At 49.2% G+C, this 22,685-nt stretch carries 20 protein-coding genes; 6 read left to right on the forward strand and 14 right to left on the reverse strand.

Annotated features, from left to right (window positions below; genetic code table 11):
- Positions 1 to 19 precede the first annotated feature (19 nt).
- From EJL04_RS15520 to EJL04_RS15535, 4 genes are all read right to left on the reverse strand, one after another.
- Positions 20 to 406, reverse strand: a complete 387-nt coding sequence (locus EJL04_RS15520; RefSeq protein WP_125105593.1) for a four helix bundle protein — start codon at positions 404 to 406, stop codon at positions 20 to 22.
- 64 nt (positions 407 to 470) lie between these two features.
- A complete protein-coding gene (gene pta / locus EJL04_RS15525) occupies positions 471 to 1,481 on the reverse strand; it encodes a phosphate acetyltransferase (protein WP_125105594.1) in 1,011 nt (336 codons plus the stop codon).
- A gap of 667 nt (positions 1,482 to 2,148) precedes the next feature.
- Positions 2,149 to 3,045, reverse strand: coding sequence for a ComEA family DNA-binding protein (locus EJL04_RS15530; protein WP_125105595.1), 897 nt, complete (start codon positions 3,043 to 3,045; stop codon positions 2,149 to 2,151).
- A gap of 44 nt (positions 3,046 to 3,089) precedes the next feature.
- Positions 3,090 to 4,448 (reverse strand): sodium-dependent transporter, encoded by a 1,359-nt coding sequence (locus EJL04_RS15535; protein WP_053398414.1) that lies wholly within the window; start codon positions 4,446 to 4,448, stop codon positions 3,090 to 3,092.
- 162 nt (positions 4,449 to 4,610) lie between these two features.
- Here EJL04_RS15535 and EJL04_RS15540 point away from each other — a divergent pair, with 162 nt between their 5' ends.
- Positions 4,611 to 5,003 carry a VanZ family protein gene (locus EJL04_RS15540; RefSeq protein ID WP_053398413.1) on the forward strand — a complete coding sequence of 131 codons (393 nt, stop codon included), beginning with the start codon at positions 4,611 to 4,613 and terminating at the stop codon, positions 5,001 to 5,003.
- On the opposite strand, the gene EJL04_RS15545 is transcribed toward EJL04_RS15540, so the two are convergent.
- The 4 genes from EJL04_RS15545 to EJL04_RS15555 all read right to left on the reverse strand — a co-directional run bounded on the left by EJL04_RS15545 (position 4,963) and on the right by EJL04_RS15555 (position 8,772).
- Positions 4,963 to 5,469, reverse strand: a complete 507-nt coding sequence (locus tag EJL04_RS15545) for a CYTH domain-containing protein (protein WP_125105596.1) — start codon at positions 5,467 to 5,469, stop codon at positions 4,963 to 4,965. The genes EJL04_RS15540 and EJL04_RS15545 overlap by 41 nt on opposite strands.
- Before the next feature lies 1 nt (position 5,470).
- Entirely contained in the window at positions 5,471 to 5,614 is a 144-nt protein-coding gene (locus EJL04_RS16450; protein WP_021854834.1) for a hypothetical protein, read from the reverse strand.
- Positions 5,615 to 5,785: 171 nt separating this feature from the next.
- Complete coding sequence (gene prfB / locus EJL04_RS15550) at positions 5,786 to 6,907, reverse strand: peptide chain release factor 2 (RefSeq protein ID WP_125105597.1); 1,122 nt, start codon at positions 6,905 to 6,907, stop codon at positions 5,786 to 5,788.
- Positions 6,908 to 6,930: 23 nt separating this feature from the next.
- Entirely contained in the window at positions 6,931 to 8,772 is a 1,842-nt protein-coding gene (locus EJL04_RS15555) for an AMP-dependent synthetase/ligase (RefSeq protein WP_125105598.1), read from the reverse strand.
- Positions 8,773 to 9,082: 310 nt separating this feature from the next.
- Between EJL04_RS15555 and EJL04_RS15560 the strand changes: the two genes are divergently transcribed.
- The 3 genes from EJL04_RS15560 to EJL04_RS15570 all read left to right on the forward strand — a co-directional run bounded on the left by EJL04_RS15560 (position 9,083) and on the right by EJL04_RS15570 (position 13,418).
- On the forward strand, positions 9,083 to 10,186 hold the full coding sequence (locus EJL04_RS15560) for a M20 family metallo-hydrolase (RefSeq protein WP_125105599.1): 1,104 nt from the start codon (positions 9,083 to 9,085) through the stop codon (positions 10,184 to 10,186).
- A gap of 276 nt (positions 10,187 to 10,462) precedes the next feature.
- Positions 10,463 to 12,568: a M6 family metalloprotease domain-containing protein gene (locus tag EJL04_RS15565; RefSeq protein WP_125105600.1), complete on the forward strand. Its 2,106-nt coding sequence runs from the start codon at positions 10,463 to 10,465 to the stop codon at positions 12,566 to 12,568.
- Positions 12,569 to 12,701: 133 nt separating this feature from the next.
- Positions 12,702 to 13,418, forward strand: a complete 717-nt coding sequence (locus EJL04_RS15570; protein ID WP_125105601.1) for an MBL fold metallo-hydrolase — start codon at positions 12,702 to 12,704, stop codon at positions 13,416 to 13,418.
- A gap of 572 nt (positions 13,419 to 13,990) precedes the next feature.
- Here EJL04_RS15570 and gyrB read toward each other — a convergent pair.
- Both gyrB and rpsT read right to left on the reverse strand, forming a co-directional pair.
- On the reverse strand, positions 13,991 to 15,964 hold the full coding sequence (gene gyrB / locus EJL04_RS15575) for a DNA topoisomerase (ATP-hydrolyzing) subunit B (RefSeq protein WP_053398406.1): 1,974 nt from the start codon (positions 15,962 to 15,964) through the stop codon (positions 13,991 to 13,993).
- 302 nt (positions 15,965 to 16,266) lie between these two features.
- On the reverse strand, positions 16,267 to 16,521 hold the full coding sequence (gene rpsT, locus EJL04_RS15580; RefSeq protein ID WP_021854845.1) for a 30S ribosomal protein S20: 255 nt from the start codon (positions 16,519 to 16,521) through the stop codon (positions 16,267 to 16,269).
- A 206-nt stretch (positions 16,522 to 16,727) separates the two neighbouring features.
- Between rpsT and recO the strand changes: the two genes are divergently transcribed.
- Together recO and EJL04_RS15590 are read left to right on the forward strand one after the other, a co-directional pair.
- Positions 16,728 to 17,456 (forward strand): DNA repair protein RecO, encoded by a 729-nt coding sequence (gene recO / locus EJL04_RS15585; RefSeq protein ID WP_125105602.1) that lies wholly within the window; start codon positions 16,728 to 16,730, stop codon positions 17,454 to 17,456.
- A 700-nt stretch (positions 17,457 to 18,156) separates the two neighbouring features.
- Positions 18,157 to 19,473: an alpha-L-fucosidase gene (locus EJL04_RS15590; RefSeq protein ID WP_125105603.1), complete on the forward strand. Its 1,317-nt coding sequence runs from the start codon at positions 18,157 to 18,159 to the stop codon at positions 19,471 to 19,473.
- A 147-nt stretch (positions 19,474 to 19,620) separates the two neighbouring features.
- Here EJL04_RS15590 and EJL04_RS15595 read toward each other — a convergent pair whose 3' ends face one another.
- The 4 genes from EJL04_RS15595 to EJL04_RS15610 all read right to left on the reverse strand — a co-directional run bounded on the left by EJL04_RS15595 (position 19,621) and on the right by EJL04_RS15610 (position 22,019).
- Complete coding sequence (locus tag EJL04_RS15595) at positions 19,621 to 20,139, reverse strand: hypothetical protein (RefSeq protein WP_021854848.1); 519 nt, start codon at positions 20,137 to 20,139, stop codon at positions 19,621 to 19,623.
- Positions 20,140 to 20,403: 264 nt separating this feature from the next.
- Complete coding sequence (locus EJL04_RS15600; protein WP_053398402.1) at positions 20,404 to 20,766, reverse strand: hypothetical protein; 363 nt, start codon at positions 20,764 to 20,766, stop codon at positions 20,404 to 20,406.
- A gap of 408 nt (positions 20,767 to 21,174) precedes the next feature.
- Positions 21,175 to 21,420: a hypothetical protein gene (locus tag EJL04_RS15605; protein ID WP_021854850.1), complete on the reverse strand. Its 246-nt coding sequence runs from the start codon at positions 21,418 to 21,420 to the stop codon at positions 21,175 to 21,177.
- 230 nt (positions 21,421 to 21,650) lie between these two features.
- The gene (locus tag EJL04_RS15610; RefSeq protein WP_053398401.1) at positions 21,651 to 22,019 is read right to left on the reverse strand and encodes a hypothetical protein; all 369 of its coding nucleotides are present in this window, start codon (positions 22,017 to 22,019) and stop codon (positions 21,651 to 21,653) included.
- Between the last annotated feature and the right edge of the window lie 666 nt (positions 22,020 to 22,685).

The raw sequence follows: 22,685 nt of genomic DNA on the forward strand, positions 1-22,685 counted from the left end.
GTAGTTAAAGTAGTTAAAGTCAATAGCCCTGTTGGCCATCATCAGCATAGCCATTATTTATCACACCCTTGCAATATGCGTTAAGCAGCCTGCTTGCATCAGACAGAGCTCCCATCAGTTCGTTGAAAACCGGAGCATCAACATACCCAAGGTCTTTCGACAAATAAACATAGCATCTGCATTCTTCAATGCTTCCTTGCGCGATGTTATAGAAGCGCAGCTTGTCTGCCTTGCTGAGTTTTTTATATCCTTCAGCAATATTGGCCGGAACAGAAACCGCAGCTCTTTTAAACTGAGAGCAGAGTTCGAAGCGTTCACATTCGGGAAAGGTGTTGGCTACCTTATATGCCAGCAAGGTAAACTTGTAGGCCTTCTGCCATGCCACCACGCTCTCAAAGTTGTTCATCTGCAAGGCTATTGACTTTAACTTCTTTAACTACTATAACTCCTTTAACTACTTAAATTATTAATTATGCTTTTGCATCCATTGCCTGGCATGCCGTGATGGCTACCAGCTTGTAAATATCCTCTACTGAGCATCCGCGGCTGAGGTCGTTAACCGGACGGGCGATACCCTGAAGGATAGGACCTATGGCCTCGGCACCGCCAAGACGCTGAACCATCTTATAGCTGATGTTGCCTACCTCGAGGCATGGGAATACGAGAACGTTGGCCTTGCCGGCGATGTCGCTTCCGGGAGCCTTCTTCTCGCCTACTGAAGGCACGAGGGCTGCGTCGGCCTGCAGTTCGCCGTCAACCTTGAGAGACGGATCGAGCTCCTTAGCAAGTTTTGTAGCCTCAACCACCTTGTCTACCACCTCATGGCTTGCGCTGCCTTTTGTTGAGAAGCTGAGCATAGCCACGCGAGGATCAGCGAAGCCTGCAACTGATTTGGCTGTCTGAGCTGTGCAAACGGCAATCTGAGCCAGCTGCTGTGCGTCGGGCATAGGTGTAACGGCAACGTCGCCTACTACGAGCACGCCGTTCTCGCCATACTGAGGCTCCTTTGTGATGAGCAGCATTGCGCCGCTGACGCATGTGATTCCGGGGGTGCACTTGATGATCTGAAGAGCCGGACGCAGAGTATCGGCCGTTGTGCTGAGCGCTCCAGATATCTGTCCGTCGGCTCCGCCAGTCTTTATAATCATACATCCGAGATAGAGAGGATTCTTAACCAGCTCGCGAGCCTGCTCGATGGTCATGCCCTTCTTCTTGCGGAGCTCTGCCAGCAGGGCTGCATATTCCTCGCTCTTGGGGTTGTTCTCCGGGTCAACGATAGTAGCCTTGTCGATATTTTTCAGGCCCCACTGCTCTGCCAGAGAGTTTATCTCACCGGGATTGCCGATAAGAATGATGTCAGCCACACCTTCGGCCAGCACCATGTCGGCTGCCCTTAAAGTGCGCTCCTCTGTGGCTTCGGGGAGCACGATGCGCTGCTTGTTGCTTTTAGCGCGCTCAATGATTTGCTGAACTAAATCCATAGTTTTGTAGTTTTTAAATATATATGTGTGTTTTGTAATTTCTACTTTGCAAAAGTAGAAAAAATAATTTGAATAACATTGGGCTATTCCTTTTTTTTGATTAATTAAACGATAATAATCAAAAAGCTCGCCATGCAGGCAGAAATCAAACTGCGGAGTCATGCCTAAAGGCCGCCGCAAGGCGTAACACGACGGCTGCAAGGGCTGGCCGAGGCTGCCTCATACGGACACGGACTAAGGACCGAAAGGAGGCCACGGCACGGGGACAAGCCCTAACCGAACATTATTCCGAACATAGTTTTATCTACTTTGTCCATTCATGTTTTCAGCTGTATTCTTGCTTTCTGCCGTCGTCTTTACGTCAGCTTTTCTTTACAGAGTCTGCTATGCAGGCGAAAATTATAACGAAAATCTGCTCAACATAAGGCAAAAATACAGGCTGAACACTGATGCAGGATTTGAGATGAGAACAGCGTCAGGCTGATGTCATGGCGCATGCTCTGTGCAGCCGTAATGCAAAAGGCCATGTTTCAGGCTCTAAAAGGTGGTCTTTTGCATGATAAAAGACGGTCTTTTGGAGCGCAAAACATGGCCTTTTGCAACGCACTGGATATCAATATGTTACACAAGCGTATTTTTCCTGCGTCATTGTATGCGAAGACGGGCGTCAGAATTCCACATAGGGGCGCAGGCGCTCGATGGCCTCGGGCGTGAAGTCCTTGCACAATTTCAGGTCGTCGAGCGAGTTTATTCTTCCGTGCAGGCGGCGGTATTCTATTATGGTCTTGGCCTGATAGAAGCCTATGTAGGGATGTCTGCGCAGACTGCTGAGCGGCAGTCGGTTGAGGTTAAGCCGGCTAACCACAGGATGCTTCACCACGAAATAGGCTATGGCCGACTCGGGAAAGTTGTCAATCTCGCGCAGCTGATCAACGCTGACATATCCGCCCAGCCGACGGCCGTAGCTCACTATGGCGCGGGCAAAGCCGCTGCCTATGCCCGGCACGCGCTTCAGCTGCGACGTGTCGGCCGTGTTCAGCACGATATGTTCGCCGGGCTTTATCTTCACGGGGTATCTCGTCGTGTCGCGTATGGTCAGGTCGGCAGTGCTGCCTCCATACACCTCAGATGCCGGACGATAGTCGCCCTCGATGCGTATGTATGGCTCGAGTTCCTTAAACTTCTGCGCCGTAAGTCCGTAAAGGCGTGCAAAGTCGGCCTTGGTGCGATATATTCCGCCCTTGGCCCTGTACTTATATATGTTTCTGACCTGCCACGGCGCCAGCCCGAGCCTCAGCAGCTGTGTGCTGTCTGCCGTATTAGGGTCGAAGTATGACAGCTCAATGCGCCGACCGTCGGTATATTCCGCATATCCGTCCTTCTTACCGGCAGAGCCTTTTCTGCCGCCAGACGCCACGGCAGGAGCATCTCCGGCCACGCCTGCAGGCGACTCGCCCGCGCCGTAGCCGGCACAGAGCAGCAGTCCCGCGGCTGCTACGGCCACAAGGAGCACGGCCACCACAACACGGCGGTCGGTGCGGTTAAGATAAAAGAACCCGCGCATTTTTCTGTGATGCTAAATGAAACCGAACGGCATAGCCTCACCTATCAGATTATGCCAAACTGCTGAAGGAATATAAGCAATATACCTACGGGACACACATATCTCACACAGAACAGATAGATGCCGAACAGACGGCCGCGCAACGTGCCATGATTGGTAAACTCATCACGCACCAGCTTATGCGGCAGGAACCAACCGAGGAAGATACATGTAAGGAATCCTCCCACGGGAAGCATTATTTGTCCTGTAAAGAAATCGAACACGTCGAACAGCGTACGGCCAAAAACAGTCAGCAAATCGTATCCGCCCAAAGACATCGAACAAACAAGACCTATCACCGAGCAGGCCACGGTTACGATAGTGGCAGCACGCTTGCGGCTGAGCTTGCACTCCTCCTCAAAGAACACGGTACTTGCCTCGTGCATGGAGATTATGGATGTAAGGGCTGCCAAAGCCAGCAACGCATAGAACGCGGCAGACACGACATAGCCCACAGCCGGCATGCTTGAGAATGCCTGCTGGAACACGTTAGGCAAGGTGATGAACACCAATGAAGGACCAGAATCGGGACTGATACCCACCGAAAACGCTGCGGGGAAAATCATGAGGCCCGCAAGCACGGCCACAACGGTGTCGATAAAGGCTATCTGGGCGGCCGACTTCATCAGATCGGTATCCTTACTGAAGTATGACGCATACGTACACAGGCATCCCATACCAATACTGAGCGAGAAGAAAGCCTGGCCGAGAGCACCGAGAAACATGCTGCCGTCAACCTTGCTGAAGTCTGGTTCAAACAGAAACTTCACGCCCTCCATAGCCCCGGGAAGCATGCACGAAAGCACGACAATGACTATGAGAAGCACAAAAAGTATGGGCATCATCAGCTTTGAAGCCTTCTCAATGCCTCCGCGGATGCCGCGTATTATTATAAGGTGAGTAATAAGCATAAACAGAAGTGTCCAGAAGGCAGGCTTCCAGGGATTTGTCTCGAAAGACGAGAAATAACCTGCAAAGAAGTCGGGCGACCCGTGCAGATGGCCCGCAACCGAGGCATATATATAATGCAGGCACCAGCCTGACACCACGGCGTAATATCCCGAAATCAGAAAACCTGTAAGCACTCCGAGCAGGCCGACAAGCATCCACGGCTTTCCGCCGGACAAAATGCCGTAGGCCCGCGCCGTGTTGGATGCGGCACGGCGTCCTATCACAAACTCGCTGACGATGCAGGGAATGCCGAGAAGAAGCACACAGGCAATGTAGACAATAATATACACCCCGCCGCCGTGCTCTCCCGCCATATAGGGGAAGCGCCAGACGTTACCTAATCCTACGGCAGAACCGGCCGTGGCAAGAATAATTCCAAGCTTACTTCCAAAACTTGCTCTCTCTGATTTCATAATAGTAAATTTTCACTTTAATGTCTTATGTTACCATTAACCACTTGCACCCGCCTGTTGCCAAAAGTCAAAGCCTGCATAAGAGACGCTTCTTGTTTTCACGGCAATCGATGTCAGGTTTTCACAGAAATATGCTACCTTTGCACAAAAAGACTGACATTGATGAGACTAAGACAACCGCAAGTAAAGAAATACCCGTTTTCATATCTGTTTCTGGCCACGATATGGATTCTGTGTTTCTGCTATCCGCCACGCACTCCGCTTGACAACGTGGCATTCATAGACAAATGGGTACACATAGTTATGTATGCCGGAACATGCACAACAATATGGATTGAATACCTCAGACATCACAAGACACCTGAGACGATGAAGCTTTTTATATGGGCATGGCTCGCCCCTGTGATGATGAGCGGACTGATAGAGATACTGCAGGAAAACTGCACCGGCGGCAGGAGAAGCGGCGACTGGCTCGACTTTGCGGCCAATGCTACGGGCGTAACGCTGGCTGCCGTTATCGGAATTCTTCTGGCAAGGAGTCGCGCCAGGCACTGAACGGCGAGCGGCGCAGCGATGAGTTGTAGAAGCGGCGGTCGGCAGTTACCTCGTCGGCAATGAAGTCGGGCTTGACGAAAGGCTCGTCCTCGCTCTGCAGCTCCACCTCAGCCATTACCAGGCCTTCATTCTCTCCATAGAACTCATCTACCTCGAACACATGTTTTCCGCTGGCAACGAGATATCGGGTCTTGTCGATAATGCCCGGCTCGCACAGCTCCATAAGATGCGAGGCCTCGTCGAGCGTTATCTCCTTCTCAAACTCATAGCGGCTCATGCCTTTGCCGTCAGACGGTCCCTTGATTGTTATGAAGCCGCGGCCGTCGCGAATACGCACCCTGACAGTGCGCCCGCGCTCGCTGCAGATATAGCCCTGGCGTATGCGGCTCGACGATGTAGCCTGAGCCGCATACGGCCGGCCGGCCTTGTGAACCAAGAACTTGCGCTCTATCTCCAGACCACTCATATTACATCTGGCCTATCATTAGAACAACAAGATATATCACGGCAAAGATAACCAGTGCCGCAAATATCCATGTAACGACTTTCTTGCCTTGCTGTTCTTGTTCTGCCTCACGCTTAGCGCGGCGTAATTTTCTGTTCTGACTCATAGTTATTATCTTTAAAATTAAGGTTCTTTAAATATTTCATACAACCTGACGCATGGCCGAATGCCGCTGACGAGGCAGCAAAATAAGCTGCAACGCCTGACGGCGAGGCGCAAATGCGTATGCCTAAAGAAAGCAACCGGACTGCATCCAGCACTATATGCCGACGAAGAATTACTCCTCGTCGGTAACCGGAAACTCCATAAGGTATGCCTTGATGAAGCCGTCGATCTTTCCGTCCATCACTCCGTCCACGTCAGACGTCTGATAGTTGGTGCGGTGATCCTTGACGCGGCGGTCGTCGAAGACATAACTTCTTATCTGACTTCCCCACTCTATCTTCTTCTTTCCTGCCTCAATCTTGGCCTGAGCCTCGAGGCGTTTCTTCATTGCGCGGTCGTAGAGCTGCGACTTGAGCAGGCGCATGGCGTTGTTGCGGTTCTCAAGCTGCTTGCGGCTCTCTGTGTTCTCGATGAGGATTTCCTCTTCTTCGCCGGTGTCGGGGTCGACATACTGGTAGCGCAGACGCACACCGGTTTCCACCTTGTTGACGTTCTGTCCGCCGGCACCTCCCGAACGGAACAAGTCCCAACTGACCTTTGACGGGTCGACATAGACCTCGATCGTGTCGTCGACGAGAGGCGAAACGAACACGCTGGCGAAGCTGGTCATGCGCTTGCCCTGCGCATTGAACGGAGAGACACGCACCAGGCGGTGGACTCCGTTCTCGCTCTTAAGGTATCCGTAGGCATACTCTCCGCCCTCAATCTCCATGGTAACGCTCTTTATTCCGGCCTCGTCGCCCTCCTGCAGGTTGCTGATTGTAACCTTGTGGCCGTGAGCCTCAGCCCAGCGCATATACATACGCATGAGCATCTGTGCCCAGTCCTGGCTCTCGGTGCCGCCGGCGCCGCTGTTTATCTTGAGCACACAGTCCATGGGGTCTTCCTTCTGGCGGAGCATATTCTTAAGTTCAAGGTCTTCGATGGCCTTTATAGCCTTGGCGTAGTCTTCGTCTACCTCCTCTTCGGTAACCATATCGTCATGATAGAAGTCGAAAGCCAGCTGAAGCTCGTCGGCACAGGTGCGCACCTCCTTATATCCGTCGATCCAGCGCTGTATACCCTTCACCTTCTTCATCTGTTCCTGGGCGCGCTTAGGGTCGTCCCAGAAGTCGGGCGCCTGTGTGCGCAGCTGTTCTTCCTCAAATTCTATTTTCTTCTTGTCTATGTCAAGATAATGATGCAGTGCCTCGGCACGCTCCATCACATCTTTCAGTTGATCACTTGTTATCATCTGGGTTACTGTCGTTTTTTCTGTTATTTAACGGGTGTTTCAGGCTGCACGGCGTCAGCGTCTTCATACATCTTGTCTATTACGCCGGCGTAGTTCTTGTTGAGCACCTTTCGCCTTATCTTGAGCGTATTGGTAAGCTCTCCGCTCTCCATAGTGAAATGTTTTGGCAGTATGGTGAAGCGCTTTATCTTCTCATAGCTGGCAAACTGCTGCTGAAGCGTCTCTATGCGGTCGGCCATCATCTTGTTGATGCGCGGGTCGGCGCACAGGTCTTCGCGGCAGCCAAACTTTATGTTGTTGTCGCGGGCGTATTCCTCGAGCAGGGCATAGTCGGGTATAACCAGTGCAGACACAAACTTGCGCTGGTCGGCTATGACGGCTATCTGGTCGATAAACTTGTCAACAAGCAGCTTCGACTCTATCATCTGCGGCGCTATATATTTGCCGTTGGATGTCTTGAAGAGGTCTTTTATCCTGTCTTTCAGGAAGAGTTCACCTTTACTTATATAGCCTGAGTCGCCTGTATGGAAGTATCCGTCCTCGTCGAACACCTCGCGGTTGAGCGCGTCGCGCTTGTAATATCCCCTTGTGATGGTGGGGCCTTTGAGCAGAATCTCGTCGTTCTCGCCTATCTTAATGTCAAGACCGCTGATCGGGCGACCTACCGACCCTACGGTGAAAGGATCATTCTTATGGTCGCACGACACAGTGGCGAGGCTCTCGGTGAGGCCGTAGCCAACGATCATGTCGATTCCGATAGAATGCACGAAGCACTCCACCTCCTCCGACACCGTGGCTCCTGCCGTGGGGAATATGTTGGGATGCTCTAGTCCCAGCTCATTACGCACGATGCTGAAGAGCGTCCTGTTCATGAGCGCATACTTCATCTTCAGCGACAGCGGCGGACGCTTGCCGCGGCTGAGATATTCGATATTGTGCTTGCGCCCTACGGCAAGGGCCTTCATGAAGAGCTTGCGTCTCACGGGGTTGGCCCTGTCTATCTTGTCCTTTACGCCAGCATACACTTTCTCCCAGAATCTTGGCACGGAGCTCATACACGTAGGATGAGTCTCGCGCATAGACTGCTGTATCTCCTTCGGGTTGGTGTTGATTACAATCTCTGCGCCTTCGCTAAGACAGAGGAACAGCCATCCGCGCTCAAAGATGTGCGTGATGGGCAGGAAGTTCATTATGCGGTCTTTATCAGTTACCGGCACAACCTCGTCGTTAGCCTTAAGCGCGGCATGAAACTGACCGTAAGAAAGCATCACGCCCTTGCTGTCGCCGGTGGTTCCGCTGGTGTAGAGTATGTTGCAGAGGTCGTCTTCATTGGCCTCGGCATACAGCTTTTCCACTTCCGACTGCCGCGGACTGTTCTCGCCGAGCGTCAGGAAATCGTCAAAATATATTGAGTTTTTATCGTTCGGACTGATGACAACACGCTTGTCGAAGACTATTACGCGCTCGAGCGAAGGACAGTGGGAGAACACCCTGAAGGCCTTGTCGTACTGCTCCTGCTCGCCGACAAAGAGCACGCGCACCTGTGCGTCGTCTATCATATACTGTATCTGCTGCTCGCTGCTGGTGGCATAGAAGGGCACGCTGACGGCCCTTATGCCGAACGCTCCGAAGTCGGTGTAGAGATACCGGAGGGAGTTCTGCGAGAACACGCCGATGTTCTCCTGTACCTTGACGCCGATGTTCAGCAGGGCGTTAGACACATGTCTCACCTTACGCGAGAATTCTTTCCACGACACCGACTTCCACTGCGTGTCGCCAAAGTCACGGTAAATAAGTACGCGCTTGTTTCCATACTTCTTTGCTTGTTCGTGGATTAGAACCGAAAGATGACATCTTGTCTGCATAAGCGTATTGTTTTTTGTTAGATGCAAAGTTATATTAAATTATAATAAAAACAAAATAAAAACGGCTTTTTTACTTTAAAAGGAAATCTAAAACACGCCACTTTAACTGACAAAACGGACAATGCGACGCCGGCTGCACGCAAACACGCCTCAGAGACCGCCCGGCGCGGCACCTGACACGGCATGACACTTGTGCCGGCATTATTTTGTTTTTACGTCATATTGAATTAACTTTGCAGCAAATAATTGCATTATGAACGGCCAGACGGTCTGTCGCAGGCCATCTGGCGACAACATTTTTTGAATGATTATGACACAGAAAGAATATCTCAACGACGCCATAGAACTGCTTAAGGAACTGATAGCCACGCCGTCGGTGAGCCGCGACGAGAGCGCAGCGGCAGACGTAATGGCACGCGCGATAAGCGGATATGGCCACGAATACAGCCGCGAAGGCAACAACATATGGATTAAGAGCAGCAGATTTGACAGCTCGAAGCCCACGCTGCTGCTCAACGCACACATCGACACGGTGAAGCCGGTGAGCTCGTGGACGCGCAATCCCTTCAGCCCTGACGTATGCGGCGGAAGGCTGTACGGACTGGGCAGCAACGACTGCGGCGGCGGACTCGTTGCCCTGCTGCAGGCCTTCAGGCACATAACGTCGCGCCCGCAGAGCTACAACACCATATGGCTTGCATCGGCCGAGGAGGAAGTGTCGGGCGAGAACGGCATAAGGCGCGCCCTGCCGCTGCTGCCTGCCGCAGACGTGGCCATCGTGGGCGAGCCCACGGGCATGCAGCCGGCCATAGCCGAGAAGGGACTGATGGTGATAGACGCCACGGCCAGGGGCAAGTCGGGACATGCCGCCAGGGGCGAAGGCATCAACGCCATATATGAGGCTCTCGACGACATCTGCTGGCTGCGCGGCTACAAGTTCGAGAAGGTAAGCCCGCTGCTGGGCCCCACGGTGATGAACGTAACGATAATAAACGCCGGCACGCAGCACAACGTGATACCCGACGAATGCAGGTTTACGATAGACATAAGGACCAACGAATTCTACAGAAACGAAGACGTGTTCAGCTTTCTGTCATCAAAGATGAAGAGCGAGCTGAAGGCGCGCTCGTTCCGCCTGTCGTCGTCGCACATAAGCGAGGGCAACCCTCTGATACAGAGGTGCAAGGCCATGGGCATGACGCCGTTCGGCTCGCCCACGCTGTCAGACCAGGCGCTGATGCCCTTCCCCTCGTTCAAGCTCGGTCCGGGGCAGTCGGCACGCTCACATTCTGCCGACGAATACATAGGCATAGGCGAGATAGAAGATGCCATAAACACATACATCAGCCTGCTCGACGGAGCCGACATTCTACCCGCCGCAGCGCCTGCGGACGGCAGCCGCATAACGCTTTGACTTTCAGCAAGTTGCAAAAGGCCATCTTTTAGCGTGCGATTTGCCGTCTTTTACACGCCAAAAGGTGGCCTTTTGCAGCCCGAAAGCATACCTTTTGCACGGCAGCAATACGGCCGCGCCACAATCACCATGCAGAGCCTACATTCAGGCCATCAGACACAAAAAGACTACACAACAATATTCAGACATGTTAAATTAAACTACAAACCATAAATTTTATTTGGAAATAAAAACCAAATTCGTTACATTTGCAAGCTAAATAATCCCAATAAAAATATGAAAAAACTTTTTTTTACCTTATCGATGGCACTGATGTCAACATTGGTGCTCGCCGTACCGGCCAAACGAGGCATGTGGAAAACGGTGAAAATGGCTGACGGCACTGAAGTCAGAGTAGAACTACGCGGTGACGAATTCTGCAGCTACTGGCAGGCAGCTGACGGCCGCAAACTAGTACAGAACAACACTACAGGCTTTTACGAGCTTGCCGACATGAAGGCAATGACAGCAAGAGCCGACCAGATGAGGCAATCGGCACGCCGCAATAAGAAGAACATACAGACAAGAGGCTCGCTCGGAGGCGACCACCAGCCATACGTTGGTATGAAAAAAGGTCTTATCATACTCGTGCAGTTTGCCGACACCAAATTCTGGGCCGACCATACTCCTGCACTCTATCAGCGCATTGCCAACGAAGAAGGCTTCAAAGAGCTCGACTTCAACGGTAGTGTGAAAGACTACTTCAAGGCACAGAGCTACGGACAGTTTGAGCTCGACTTCGACATCGCCGGCCCTGTAACTCTGCCTAACGGATATGCATACTACGGCAAGCCTACAAACGGACAGAACGACAACAACACTGCACTCGGCGAAATGGTTATGGACGCCTGCAAGGCTGTTGACGAAAGCATAGACTTCACTAACTACGACTGGGACGACGACGGAGAGGTTAACCAGGTGTTCATCCTTTACGCAGGACACGGCGAGGCTTCTTGGGACGACAGAAACACTATCTGGCCTCACGAGTGGAACTTGCACTCAGCTCTCGGCAGAACACTCACACTCGACGGCGTAACCATCGACACTTATGCCTGCAGCTGCGAGCTCGGCGTCAAGACAAGCCAGGGTTATGCTGAATGTATCGACGGTATCGGTACTATCTGCCACGAGTTCTCTCACTGTCTCGGACTTGCCGACATGTATGACACATCTTACAGCGGCAACTACGGCATGGGCGACTGGGACATCATGGACCAGGGAAGCTACAACGGCGACAGCTATCTGCCGGCCAACTACACCAGCTACGAGCGTATGTACGCAGGATGGATAGAGCCTACTGAACTTAAAGAAAACTGCCAGATAGACAACATGAAGGCTCTGGCTGAAACAGGTGAGGCTTACATCATATATAACGACAACGACAAAGACGAGTATTATCTGCTCGAGAACAGACAGTTGAGCGGATGGGATGCAGGTCTGCCTAACTCAGGACTGCTCATCCTGCACGTTGACTTCGACTCCAAAGTATGGCAGCAGAACCTCGTGAACAGCACATCACGCCAGCGCTGCACCATATTCATCGCCGACAATGACCCTGAAAACAACGACGCAGGCGACATCTATCCTTATCAATACAACAACAGCCTGACTAACACTTCTACACCGGCCGCTACACTTAACAACATGAACAAGGACGGTTCTAAGTTCATGAACAAGTCGGTAAGAAACATCACAAAGAACAATGACGGCACAGTGTCATTCTCATTCGAGAACGAGAACAACTCTGACTCTGACTTCGATCTGCCGCAGTCATACATCTTCTATGAGTCATTCGACAAGTGCAACGGCAAGGGCGGTAACGACGGCAACTTCAGCGCAACGACATCAGGCTCTGTACAGTATGACAACACAGGATGGTCTTCAACAAGTTCTCGCAGCGCTTACCAGTGCGCACAGTACGGCTCAAGCATGATGGCAGGTAACGTTACAACACCTGAAATAACTGTAGACGGAACATACACACTGCAGTTCAAGGCTGCTCCTTACGCAAGCGAGGCTAACACTATCTACGTTGAGGTTAAGGAAGGCAACGGAACACTGTCTAAGCCTTCATTCGTACTGAAGAACAACAAGTGGTCTGCATTCAGCACAGAGCTGACAGCTAACGGACCGGTTAAACTCAGATTCTACGTTAACTCAGGCCGTTTCTATCTCGACAAGGTTTGTCTGAGCAACACATCTACAGGCATCAGCAACACCGTTACTGACAATGAGGTTAAGGACAACCGCATATTCAGCATCGACGGACGCTACATGGGCAAAGACCTTAACAGCCTGAAGAAGGGCATCTATATCATCAACGGAAAGAAGATTATCAAATAATCGTCATAACCTTCACCAAAAGGGCGGGCCAAGGCCTGCCCTTTTTTATTACCGCCACAGCCGCGGCCGGCAGCCACAAGACAGCCGGAAACGGACTGAAAGCAACAGCATTCAACAACAAAACAAAGATATCATGAAGCTATATTACATCTTCCACAGCTGCTTTATGCTTGAGGCCGAGCAGTGTGTCATCATCTTCGACTACTGGAAAGACTCACCCGACAGCAACGTCAAACACATGCTTGAGCACACAGACAAGCGCGTCTACTTCATGGCAAGTCATTTTCACGAAGACCACTTCAACCCCGAAATCTTTAGTCTGAACGTGCCAAACGGACAGAAACGTATAATTCTGTCGCGCGACATAGTTAGACGCCGCAGAGCGAAAGAAACCGACGCTGACGTGCTTCTGCGCAGAGGCGACACCTACAGCGACGACATGATAAGCGTAAAAGCCTTCGGATCCACAGACGCCGGAGTGTCGTTTATGGTAGAAACCGACGGAAAGAAGGTGTTTCACGCCGGCGACCTGAACAACTGGCACTGGGAGGATGAGTCTACTCCACAGGAAGTCAAAAAGATGGAGGGCGACTTCATGGCAGTGCTGCGCGACATAAAAGCAGAATACCCGGCAGTCGACCTTGCCATGTTCCCCGTCGACCCGCGGCTCGGCACCGACTTTGCACGCGGCGCACGGCAGTGGATTCAGACGATAAAGACAACCTATATGGCACCGATGCACTTCCCGCCGGCAAGAGAGAAGGCCATGACCTTCGGCAAAGAGACAGAATTCCGCGGCACTAAGTTTTTCTACATACACCGCGAAGGCGAGGAGATAGGAACGATTTAAACCATATCGTTATCAACTTTTTTATCCCTTTTATGCCGCTAAGTCGCCTCACTTGCAAACTTAAACCCAAATCGGGCATTAGACCGCATATTACTTTATTAATTTTGTGCATTGATGCTTTCAGCCAGTCATTTTGTTTCTATTGGCGTCTTTTTGTCTGATTTTTCTTGACATAGCCCGCTATGCCTGCAAAAATCCAGCCAAAATTCGCTCAATATAAAGCACAAATACAGACCGAATAATAATGACGATTTGGGTTAAATGGCATTAGAAACTTTCACGAACGAAAAGCAAGCAAGCGTTTGTCCCTATGAAGAGCCTATGGGACATTGCTTGCTTTTCGCCATGAAAACTACAAATCCACGACAAAAGGAGAGCACATTTTTCTAATGACCTATCCTGATTTAAGCTGCCAAAACACCCTGACGACTCACTACAGGCACATTACAACGGCAGACACACGGCAAATGCATATGCATTACACCATCAAAAACAAAAAGGCGCGACGCCTGCACTACGGCAGGCATCGCGCCTAAAATATATCACATTATGAGAATCAGAATTATTACGCCTTAAGCATCGATGTTTGCGTATGTGGCGTTCTGCTCGATAAACTGGCGTCGAGGTTCAACGTCATCGCCCATAAGCATTGAGAATATCTCGTCGGCCTCGGCGGCATTCTCTATCGTAACCTGTTTCAGCAGACGTGTCTCGGGATTCATTGTCGTCTCCCAAAGCTGCTCCGGGTTCATCTCACCCAAACCTTTATATCGCTGAGTGTGTATGCTCTTGCCGTCATCAACGCCGTTGCCGTACTTGTCGAGGAATGCCTGGCGCTGCTGGTCGGTATAGCAATACTCCTTCACCTTGTTCTTATATGTGCAGAGATAAAGCGGCGGAGTGGCTATATAGAGATGTCCGTCCTGAATAACCTTAGGCATGAAGCGGTAGAACAGAGTCATTATAAGGGTGTCGATGTGTGAACCATCGACGTCGGCATCGGTCATTATAATAATCTTGTCATAGCGCAACTTTTCGATGTTTGCCTCCTTGTCGTCCTCGCCGTCAACGCCGAAGCGCACGCCTATACTCTGTATGATGTTCATAACCGACTCGCTCTCGAACACCTTGTGCCACATAACCTTCTCCACGTTAAGAATCTTTCCGCGCAGCGGCAGTATGGCCTGTGTGTAGCGGTCGCGTCCCTGCTTGGCAGAACCGCCGGCCGAGTCTCCCTCGACGAGGAATATCTCGCATTCCTTCGGGTCTTTGTTTGAGCAGTCGGCAAGCTTTCCGGGCAGACCGCCTCCGGTCATAGGATTCTTGCGCTGAACGCTCTCGCGTGCCTTGCGTGCCGCGATACGTGCCGTTGCAGCCAGTATCACCTTGTCGCATATCTGCTTTGCCTCCTTCGGATGTTCCTCAAGATAATATGTCAGAGCCTCTGACACAGCCTGCTGAACGGCTCCGGTAACCTCGCTGTTGCCCAGCTTTGTCTTTGTCTGACCTTCAAACTGCGGCTCAGCCACCTTTATCGAGATAACGGCCGTAAGTCCTTCGCGGAAGTCCTCGCCTGCAATCTCTATCTTTGCCTTCTCGATCTGCTTTGATATAACAGGGTCGTTGTCGGCATATTTCTTCAAAGTACGTGTCAGCGCCATGCGGAAACCTACGAGATGCGTACCGCCTTCGATGGTGTTGATGTTGTTCACGTATGAATGGATGTTCTCGCTGTAGTCAGTGTTATACATCACAGCCACCTCGATAGGTATGCCCTGCTTCTCTGTCTTCAGATAGATAACGTCATCGAACAGATGTGTGCGGTGACGGTCGATATAGCGCACAAACTCTTTCAGTCCGTCCTTGGCATGGAACACTTCCTGTCTTGTCTTGCCTTCCTCGTCGGGACGAAGGTCTGTAAGCGTAATCTTTATGCCGGCGTTAAGATATGCCAGCTCGCGCATACGCTTGGCTATTATGTCGTATTTATACAGTGTCGTGGTGAATATTGTCGGGTCCGGCCAGAACTGCTGGCGTGTACCGCGCAGCTCAGTCTCGCCAACCACCTTTACAGGATACAGCGGCTTACCCTTCTCATACTCCTGCTGATATATCTTTCCGTCGCGGAACACCTGTGACAGCATGTGTGTAGAAAGCGCGTTGACGCACGACACACCCACACCGTGCAGACCTCCTGACACCTTGTATGAGCCTTTGTCGAACTTACCACCCGCATGCAGCACGGTCATTACCACTTCAAGAGCCGACTTATGCAGTTTTTCGTGTTCATCCACAGGGATACCACGACCGTTGTCCTGCACGGTTATAGAGTTGTCTTCGTTTATCGTAACTTCAATATGGGTGCAGTATCCGGCCATGGCCTCATCGATAGAGTTGTCCACTGTCTCGTTCACCAGGTGGTGAAGACCCTTCTCGCTGATGTCGCCTATGTACATTGCCGGACGCTTGCGCACGGCCTCAAGGCCTTCAAGCACCTGTATGTTACTGGCTGAATAATTATTCTCGTTGATTTGATTTTCTGCCATTTCGCTTCAATGTAAATTAACGTGCAAATATACAAAAAATCTGCGACACGGCGAAGGCTTTTAACTATAAAAAAGTGAAATGACGGTGTTTAACTACACCATAAGCACCTTTGCCCACAATATTACGGCAAAAGCCCGAAACGGCAGCCAAAGCGGTGCAACACGCTGTCATGCACCATGCTTCATGACGCTCATGACAACAATAAAAACACAAGAAAGGAAAGAAGCAAACCGGCAAACAACAAAAAAGGCTGCAATCTTTGTTGATCACAGCCCTTATTGTCTCTTATTTATAATTTAATTTATCCCAATTTGCTGATGTGGCACGCCAGCTTTGACTTAAGATTAGAAGCCTTGTTCTTGTGGATGATATTGGTCTTAGCCAATTTATCAAGCATCTTCTGTACACTAGGATACAGCTTCAGAGCTTCTTCCTTGTCTGTTATAGCGCGCAGCTTACGCACTGCATTACGCATTGTCTTTGCATAATATCTATTGTGCAATGTTCTTTTCTTCTCCTGACGGATTCTCTTAACTGATGATTTGTGGTTTGCCATCTTTGTTATTATTCCTTTTTATTTTGTTAGTAGTCCCTAGGAGAGTCGAACTCCTCTTTAGAGAATGAAAATCTCTCGTCCTAGCCGATAGACGAAGGGACCATTTGATAAATTTGCGGTGCAAAGGTAGTGGTTTTATTTTAAACCTCCAAATTTTCTGCAACTTTTTTTCTCAAAAACCATAAAATTCTTGTATTTTTGCAGATATGATAACAAAAACAAGGGCTTTAGTGCTGCATTCGTTCAAATATGGAGAGCAACAGATGATTGTTGACTTTCTCACCGAAACATGCGGCAGAACGTCGTGCATTATAAAGATTCCGACATCGGCAAGGGGCAAGCTCAAGAAGCAATACTTCCAGCCGCTGTTCATTCTCGACACCGACATCGACATAAGACAGAACGCCAGACTGCAGCGGCTGAAGGACGCACGCATAGCGGTGCCCTTCACGTCGATACCGTTTAACCCATACAAAACGGCCATCTCGCTCTTCATGGCCGAATTTCTGCGCTGCACCACACGCCGCGAGCAGACCGACCCAACCACATTCTCATATATAGAGAACAGCATCAGATGGCTCGACGGATGCGGCGAGGGCTTTGCCAACTTCCACATAGTGTTCATGATGCGCCTGTCGAGATTTCTCGGATTTTATCCTAATACCGACAACTACGAGCCGGGCGACTGGTTCGACATGAGGAGCAGCTGCTTCTGCCGTCAAAGGCCGATGCACGCCGACGTGCTCAGTCCTGACGACGCGCGCAAGATAGGACTGCTACTGCGCATGAACTATGCCACGATGCACCTTTACCGCATGTCGCACTTTGACCGCAACAGGATGGTGGACACCATAATAAGCTATTACCGCATACACATGCCCGAACTGCCAGAGCTGAAGTCGCTGCAGGTGCTTAAGGAGCTGTTTGCCGATTGACAAGCCAAATTAGACATAGATTTAAATCATACGACACCTTTAGATTCTTCACTTAAAGGAACATCACTTCTTGGTAAAAACTTAGGACAAAATATTTTTCCAATTTAGAAAAACAGAGTATAACGGATGTTAATTAATTCAGACAAAAGCGGCGGAGCATTAACATACGTTCACGGACAAGAATGAATAAAAGGCTTAAACATGAACTTTTTGAGACGTAAAAGCATGGTCTACGGATAAAAAACAGGCATGTCTTGCAACGTAAACGGGCCACTTTTGCACCGTAAACGGCAAAGTAATATTTTTTAACTGTTAAGCTTTTGTCTTTAAAACAGCATAAAGCACTGAACGACAACAGGTTAGCAAAAACACGCATTTTTCGCCGTTTTTCGCGCCAAATCACGGATTCGTGACGAGCACCGCCATTCTGAGAGCGGAAAGAACTAAAGAACAATGTGCGGCATTGCACTAACAGAAATTATGAATTGCGAAACAAAGTTAGGCGAAAGCCGATCGTGAATTATGAATTATGAATTGTTAATTATGAATTATAAATTAAGATTCGTATATTTGCATGCTCCCCTGCCCTGCCTCGCCATACGGCACGAAGAAGACAGGCATGAGAAAGCCGACATGCAGACGGAAAGATGCTTGCGGACATAACGGCTGAAACATCACTATGCACAAATAATATAATATTATGGAAAAACATTTTAAAAGGACTTTTATGGCATTATGCCTGGCCGCGTTGCTCATGCCGGGCATGGCGCATGCGCAAAAGGCAGGCTACGTGCCGGCGCCCGAAAACCTGAAGGCGCGCAAAGAGTTTAGCGACAACAAGTTCGGAATATTCCTCCACTGGGGCATCTACAGCCTTTTCGGACAGGGTGAGTGGTATCTCAACAGCGGCGGGCTCAACTGCCACGAGTATGCCAAGGCCGCATCGGCTTTCTACCCCTCGCGCTTCAACGCGAGCGAATGGGTTAAGGCCATCAAGGAGGCAGGAGCGCGGTATATATGCATCACCACACGCCACCACGACGGCTTCTCGATGTTCGACACAAAATATTCCGACTATAACATTGTTGACGCCACGCCCTTCGGACGCGACGTGATAAAGGAGCTGGCAGACGAGTGCCACAAGCAGGGCATAAAGCTTCATCTGTATTACTCTCACCTCGACTGGACGCGCGAAGACTACTATCCGCTGGGCAACACGGGCCACAGGACGGGCAGAAAGAACCACGGCAATTGGGAGAGCTACTATGAGTTTATGAACAACCAGCTGACCGAGCTGCTGACCAACTACGGCGAGATAGGCGCAATATGGTTTGACGGAGTGTGGGACAAGCCCGACTTCGACTGGCGCCTTAGCGAGCAGTATGCCATGATACACCGCCTGCAGCCGGCATGCCTCATAGGCAACAACCACCACAGGGCGCCGGTTGAGGGCGAAGACTTCCAGATGTTTGAGCGCGACCTGCCGGGCGAGAACACCGCGGGCCTTTCTGACGAAAGCGAGATAGGCAGTCTGCCGCTGGAAACATGTCAGACGATGAACGGAATGTGGGGATATAAGGTGAGCGACCAGAACTACAAGTCGGACACAACGCTCGTAAGACTGCTCGTGAGGGCTGCCGGCAAGGGTGCCAACCTGCTTATGAACATAGGGCCGCAGCCTGACGGACAACTGCCGGCTGTGGCTCTTGAGCGCCTTAAGAGCATGGGCAAGTGGCTGTCTGAATATGGCGAAACGGTGTATGCCACCACGGCGGGCGACGTGATGACAGCAGAATGGGGCACCACGACGCGCAGCGGCAACAAGCTTTATGTGCACATCCTTGCCGACGACATGCCGAAGATGATATTGCTGCCGCTGAAAGGCAAAGTGAAGAGCGCCGTATTATTTGATACAGGCAAAAAGATAAGTCATGAAAACGTAAGCGGCGGCGTAGTGCTGCACACTGCCGACCTTACACCGGCGATAGACAGAATAATAACACTGACGGTGAAATAAGTGAAGAGGAAAAAATTAAGTGAAGAGTGAAGAACGAAGAGTGAAGAATTCAATAGTCTGTTGTGTGTTATAGGACGTCGTCAATGCTATAATGCTATTCAGTTTTATATGCTATTGAATTCTTCACTCTTCGTTCTTCACTTATACTTATATTCCCACTCCCAAAGTAAAGAATGCGCCGTTGTATGAACCTATTCCGGCAGTGCGCGAACTCATGTGGCGGAAACTTACGCCGAAATCAAACTTCAGAGGACCTCGCCCAACCCTGAACATTACGCCAAGGTCGTAAGCCACGTTCTTCCAGTCGGCATGACCGACGCTCGTCGACACCGTGCCGCGAAGGTCTATGGCAGCAACATCGTCCTTATAGAACGTATAGCCTAAACCTCCACCAAGATTCTGCGAAGTGGCGTAAGTCTTCAGTCCGTCGGCATCACAATGGCCGTAAATGCTCTCGCCATGAACAAAGGCATACATACGCGGAATAAACCTGTAGCCTATGTCGGCATTGAGGGTAAGCGGATGCATGTTGTTGCAGCCTGTTCCTGCACTCACTCCGAGATTGATAACAATTTTATCGAAAAAACACTTTTCGTTCGACGCGTTCTGCGCTCCGGCTGTAGCCATGGCCATAAGAAGGGCCAACAAGAACAATAATTTCTTCATAGTAAAAAACATTTTTAGTTTGTGCTTTTTACTTTAACACGTACAACACGCCGTATTGTGACATCGTTTTTAGTAAATTAACATTAACGGCAAAAAAGATTCACAACATTTTTTCATATTGAACACGTGGGGACTACGGAAATGAAGAATGAAGAATTCAATAGTATATAAAAGCTGAGCAATCACAATATTGACAATCTTGATTGCGCCTTACAATATAAAACCGGCTATTGAATTCTTCACTCTTCGTTCTTCACTCTTCACTTATTTAGCTCCTTTGGGCGCCGGCAGGAAATATGCAATGACTGTAAGTACAAGCATTAAGATCCAGAAGCTGCTCATACCGGCATCTACCGCATAGCTCACAGCCACGCCTATCAGACAGATAACGATGTCTAAGACCGAAAGGACCGACCTTGACGTATAACGCGAAAGGAAGCCGCGCGCATCCTTAACCAAATCTTTTATCATCAGCACAACCATCAGGACAAGACACAGAACTATTAATCCCCAGACGGCATAATCTGCCGCAGGCATGCTGCCAAACAGCGGTTCAAGTGCAAACAGAAGAAGAAAGATGCTGAAAATAATTTCAAGCTTGCCGGTCTTTAAATCTACTTTTCTCATAGGCTTGTTGTTAAAAAAAATATTTATAGGTTTAAATCACAAAACATCAAACTTAAACAGCTTTTTCCGCATGGAGGAATATCTAACACTCGACACAAAGATTATCAGCGACAAAGCCGTCAGCACTATCATGCCGGCACAAACAGACATTCAGTAATGCCGCATTATAACGTGCAGATACGGTTCGGCAGCTCTTGTAGCCTTATGTTCACAAAGTTAGGAAAAATCCTGGACATTTTCAACTTTCCAGAAGTTTATTTCGGTTCATCACCAATATCCATTGAAATATAAGCGTTCAGAGCCGCACGACAGACACAACGCAATAACCCGGCCGAATAATAACCGGTCGGATTATCACATTAAATTATTAATACTGTTCAAATTTTTCACAACGCTTTTCCGTAACCGTCAAAAAGGAAGCAGCATGAAAACAGTAAAATACACCATAGCCAGCAGAGCCAACACCTCTAATGCCAGTTCCAGCTTGTCAAAGCGGGTGCTTTCATTGTTTTTCAATAAAGACGTCAGTGTTACAAGCACCAGCGGCAAAATCATAAAGGAATACCTCAGTTCGATTCCAAACAACACAAAGCCCCACCATACAAGACCTATAAGGAGTATGAGGGAAAGAATTATTACTTTTGCTTTTTTCATAAGGCACTAAAATTAAATTTAACCACCATAATCATTAAAAACTTCAACGAAGTTAAAGAGAGAGAGTAAAGCAACAAATGTAATTTTCTACAGATTTATACTCACAAGAAGATGCGCAACAAACCATTATCATGCCTAAGCACGCAGGGACGTCCCCCAGGTACGTCCACACTTACATTATCAATCATATATAACGCTTTCGGACGCACCTGGGGTACGCCCCTGCAATATCACGTTGTTTTCGTTCCCTTTGGTGTCGGCAGAAAATATACAGCAACAAAACAGATAAACAGAAAAATCCACCAGCTACCTGAATTTGAGCTGAACGCATAGCCTACAGCCAGGCCTATAAGACATATTACGGCATCAACAATCCAAAAGACCGACCTCGATGTATAACTCGAAATGAAGCCGCGCGCATCCTTAATCAGATCTTTCACCAAGAACACAAGCATCAACACAGCGCACACTGCCATCAACCCATAAATTAGATAATCTATCACAAGTATGTCTCCAAACACAGGCTCTACGGCATATAAAAGCAGAAGAGTGCTGAAAAGGATATCTAACCTGTCTTTCCTAAAACTTATTCTACTCATAGCTTATGATTTTAAGATTATTGCTTAAACATTTTTATATCACGCAAGACAAATTGTCAATGCAGTCAGAAATATTTTATCGTTATGCTAAATAGTCCGTGTATTTGTTTGCAAATGTAGGCAAAAACTAAAGTCGTTATTTATTTTAGTAAGTTCTTTTCGGTTCATTTCTAATAAATTACAGTTTACGTAGGATTTATTCAGAGCCATACAATAGGCCTAACGGCAATGCAAAAGGTATGCTTTTGCATGCTGAAACGTGGCCTTTCAGGGTGCAAAAGTATGCCTATCGGAAAAATGAAAACGGCAATAATAAAGAATGTTGACTATTTACTGACTTAGGTTGACCGAAACATGGAGTATCGCTGATAAAAGTTGACTCTTCGTGATAAGTCATGCAGCATAACATAAGGATTAATTTTATTTTTATAAAAAACTCATCACTCGTCACAACCGTGCATAACAAACTGTAAATCAAGATGTTAAAGTGTGACGAGTTGCCGGCTAAACTCATCACGGCTGATGTGTGAGCCAAGAGCGTGTCCTTTCCTAAAATTGGTTGACTTCTAACAAGCCATTCCCTGATTAAAGTTGACTCTGGTTAAACTTATAACTGTTATTGGTTGACTCTACTTTTAATTACTGATTAAAGTTGACTTTTACCGG

It is taken from the genome of Prevotella marseillensis (genome assembly GCF_900625065.1).
GTDB classification, from domain to species: Bacteria; Bacteroidota; Bacteroidia; order Bacteroidales; family Bacteroidaceae; genus Prevotella; species Prevotella rara.

Excerpts from the sequence above, each read along its gene's own strand:
- rpsT (WP_021854845.1), bottom strand. The coding sequence starts at position 16,521 with ATGGCAAACCACAAATCATCAGTTAAGAGAATCCGTCAGGAGAAGAAA.
- EJL04_RS15565 (WP_125105600.1), top strand. The coding sequence starts at position 10,463 with ATGAAAAAACTTTTTTTTACCTTATCGATGGCACTGATGTCAACATTG.
- recO (WP_125105602.1), top strand. The coding sequence starts at position 16,728 with ATGATAACAAAAACAAGGGCTTTAGTGCTGCATTCGTTCAAATATGGA.
- gyrB (WP_053398406.1), bottom strand. The coding sequence starts at position 15,964 with ATGGCAGAAAATCAAATCAACGAGAATAATTATTCAGCCAGTAACATA.
- EJL04_RS15555 (WP_125105598.1), bottom strand. The coding sequence starts at position 8,772 with ATGCAGACAAGATGTCATCTTTCGGTTCTAATCCACGAACAAGCAAAG.
- EJL04_RS16450 (WP_021854834.1), bottom strand. The coding sequence starts at position 5,614 with ATGAGTCAGAACAGAAAATTACGCCGCGCTAAGCGTGAGGCAGAACAA.
- pta (WP_125105594.1), bottom strand. The coding sequence starts at position 1,481 with ATGGATTTAGTTCAGCAAATCATTGAGCGCGCTAAAAGCAACAAGCAG.
- EJL04_RS15520 (WP_125105593.1), bottom strand. The coding sequence starts at position 406 with ATGAACAACTTTGAGAGCGTGGTGGCATGGCAGAAGGCCTACAAGTTT.
- EJL04_RS15545 (WP_125105596.1), bottom strand. The coding sequence starts at position 5,469 with ATGAGTGGTCTGGAGATAGAGCGCAAGTTCTTGGTTCACAAGGCCGGC.
- EJL04_RS15600 (WP_053398402.1), bottom strand. The coding sequence starts at position 20,766 with ATGAGAAAAGTAGATTTAAAGACCGGCAAGCTTGAAATTATTTTCAGC.
- EJL04_RS15560 (WP_125105599.1), top strand. The coding sequence starts at position 9,083 with ATGACACAGAAAGAATATCTCAACGACGCCATAGAACTGCTTAAGGAA.
- EJL04_RS15590 (WP_125105603.1), top strand. The coding sequence starts at position 18,157 with ATGGAAAAACATTTTAAAAGGACTTTTATGGCATTATGCCTGGCCGCG.
- EJL04_RS15535 (WP_053398414.1), bottom strand. The coding sequence starts at position 4,448 with ATGAAATCAGAGAGAGCAAGTTTTGGAAGTAAGCTTGGAATTATTCTT.
- EJL04_RS15610 (WP_053398401.1), bottom strand. The coding sequence starts at position 22,019 with ATGAGTAGAATAAGTTTTAGGAAAGACAGGTTAGATATCCTTTTCAGC.
- prfB (WP_125105597.1), bottom strand. The coding sequence starts at position 6,907 with ATGATAACAAGTGATCAACTGAAAGATGTGATGGAGCGTGCCGAGGCA.
- EJL04_RS15570 (WP_125105601.1), top strand. The coding sequence starts at position 12,702 with ATGAAGCTATATTACATCTTCCACAGCTGCTTTATGCTTGAGGCCGAG.
- EJL04_RS15530 (WP_125105595.1), bottom strand. The coding sequence starts at position 3,045 with ATGCGCGGGTTCTTTTATCTTAACCGCACCGACCGCCGTGTTGTGGTG.
- EJL04_RS15595 (WP_021854848.1), bottom strand. The coding sequence starts at position 20,139 with ATGAAGAAATTATTGTTCTTGTTGGCCCTTCTTATGGCCATGGCTACA.
- EJL04_RS15540 (WP_053398413.1), top strand. The coding sequence starts at position 4,611 with ATGAGACTAAGACAACCGCAAGTAAAGAAATACCCGTTTTCATATCTG.
- EJL04_RS15605 (WP_021854850.1), bottom strand. The coding sequence starts at position 21,420 with ATGAAAAAAGCAAAAGTAATAATTCTTTCCCTCATACTCCTTATAGGT.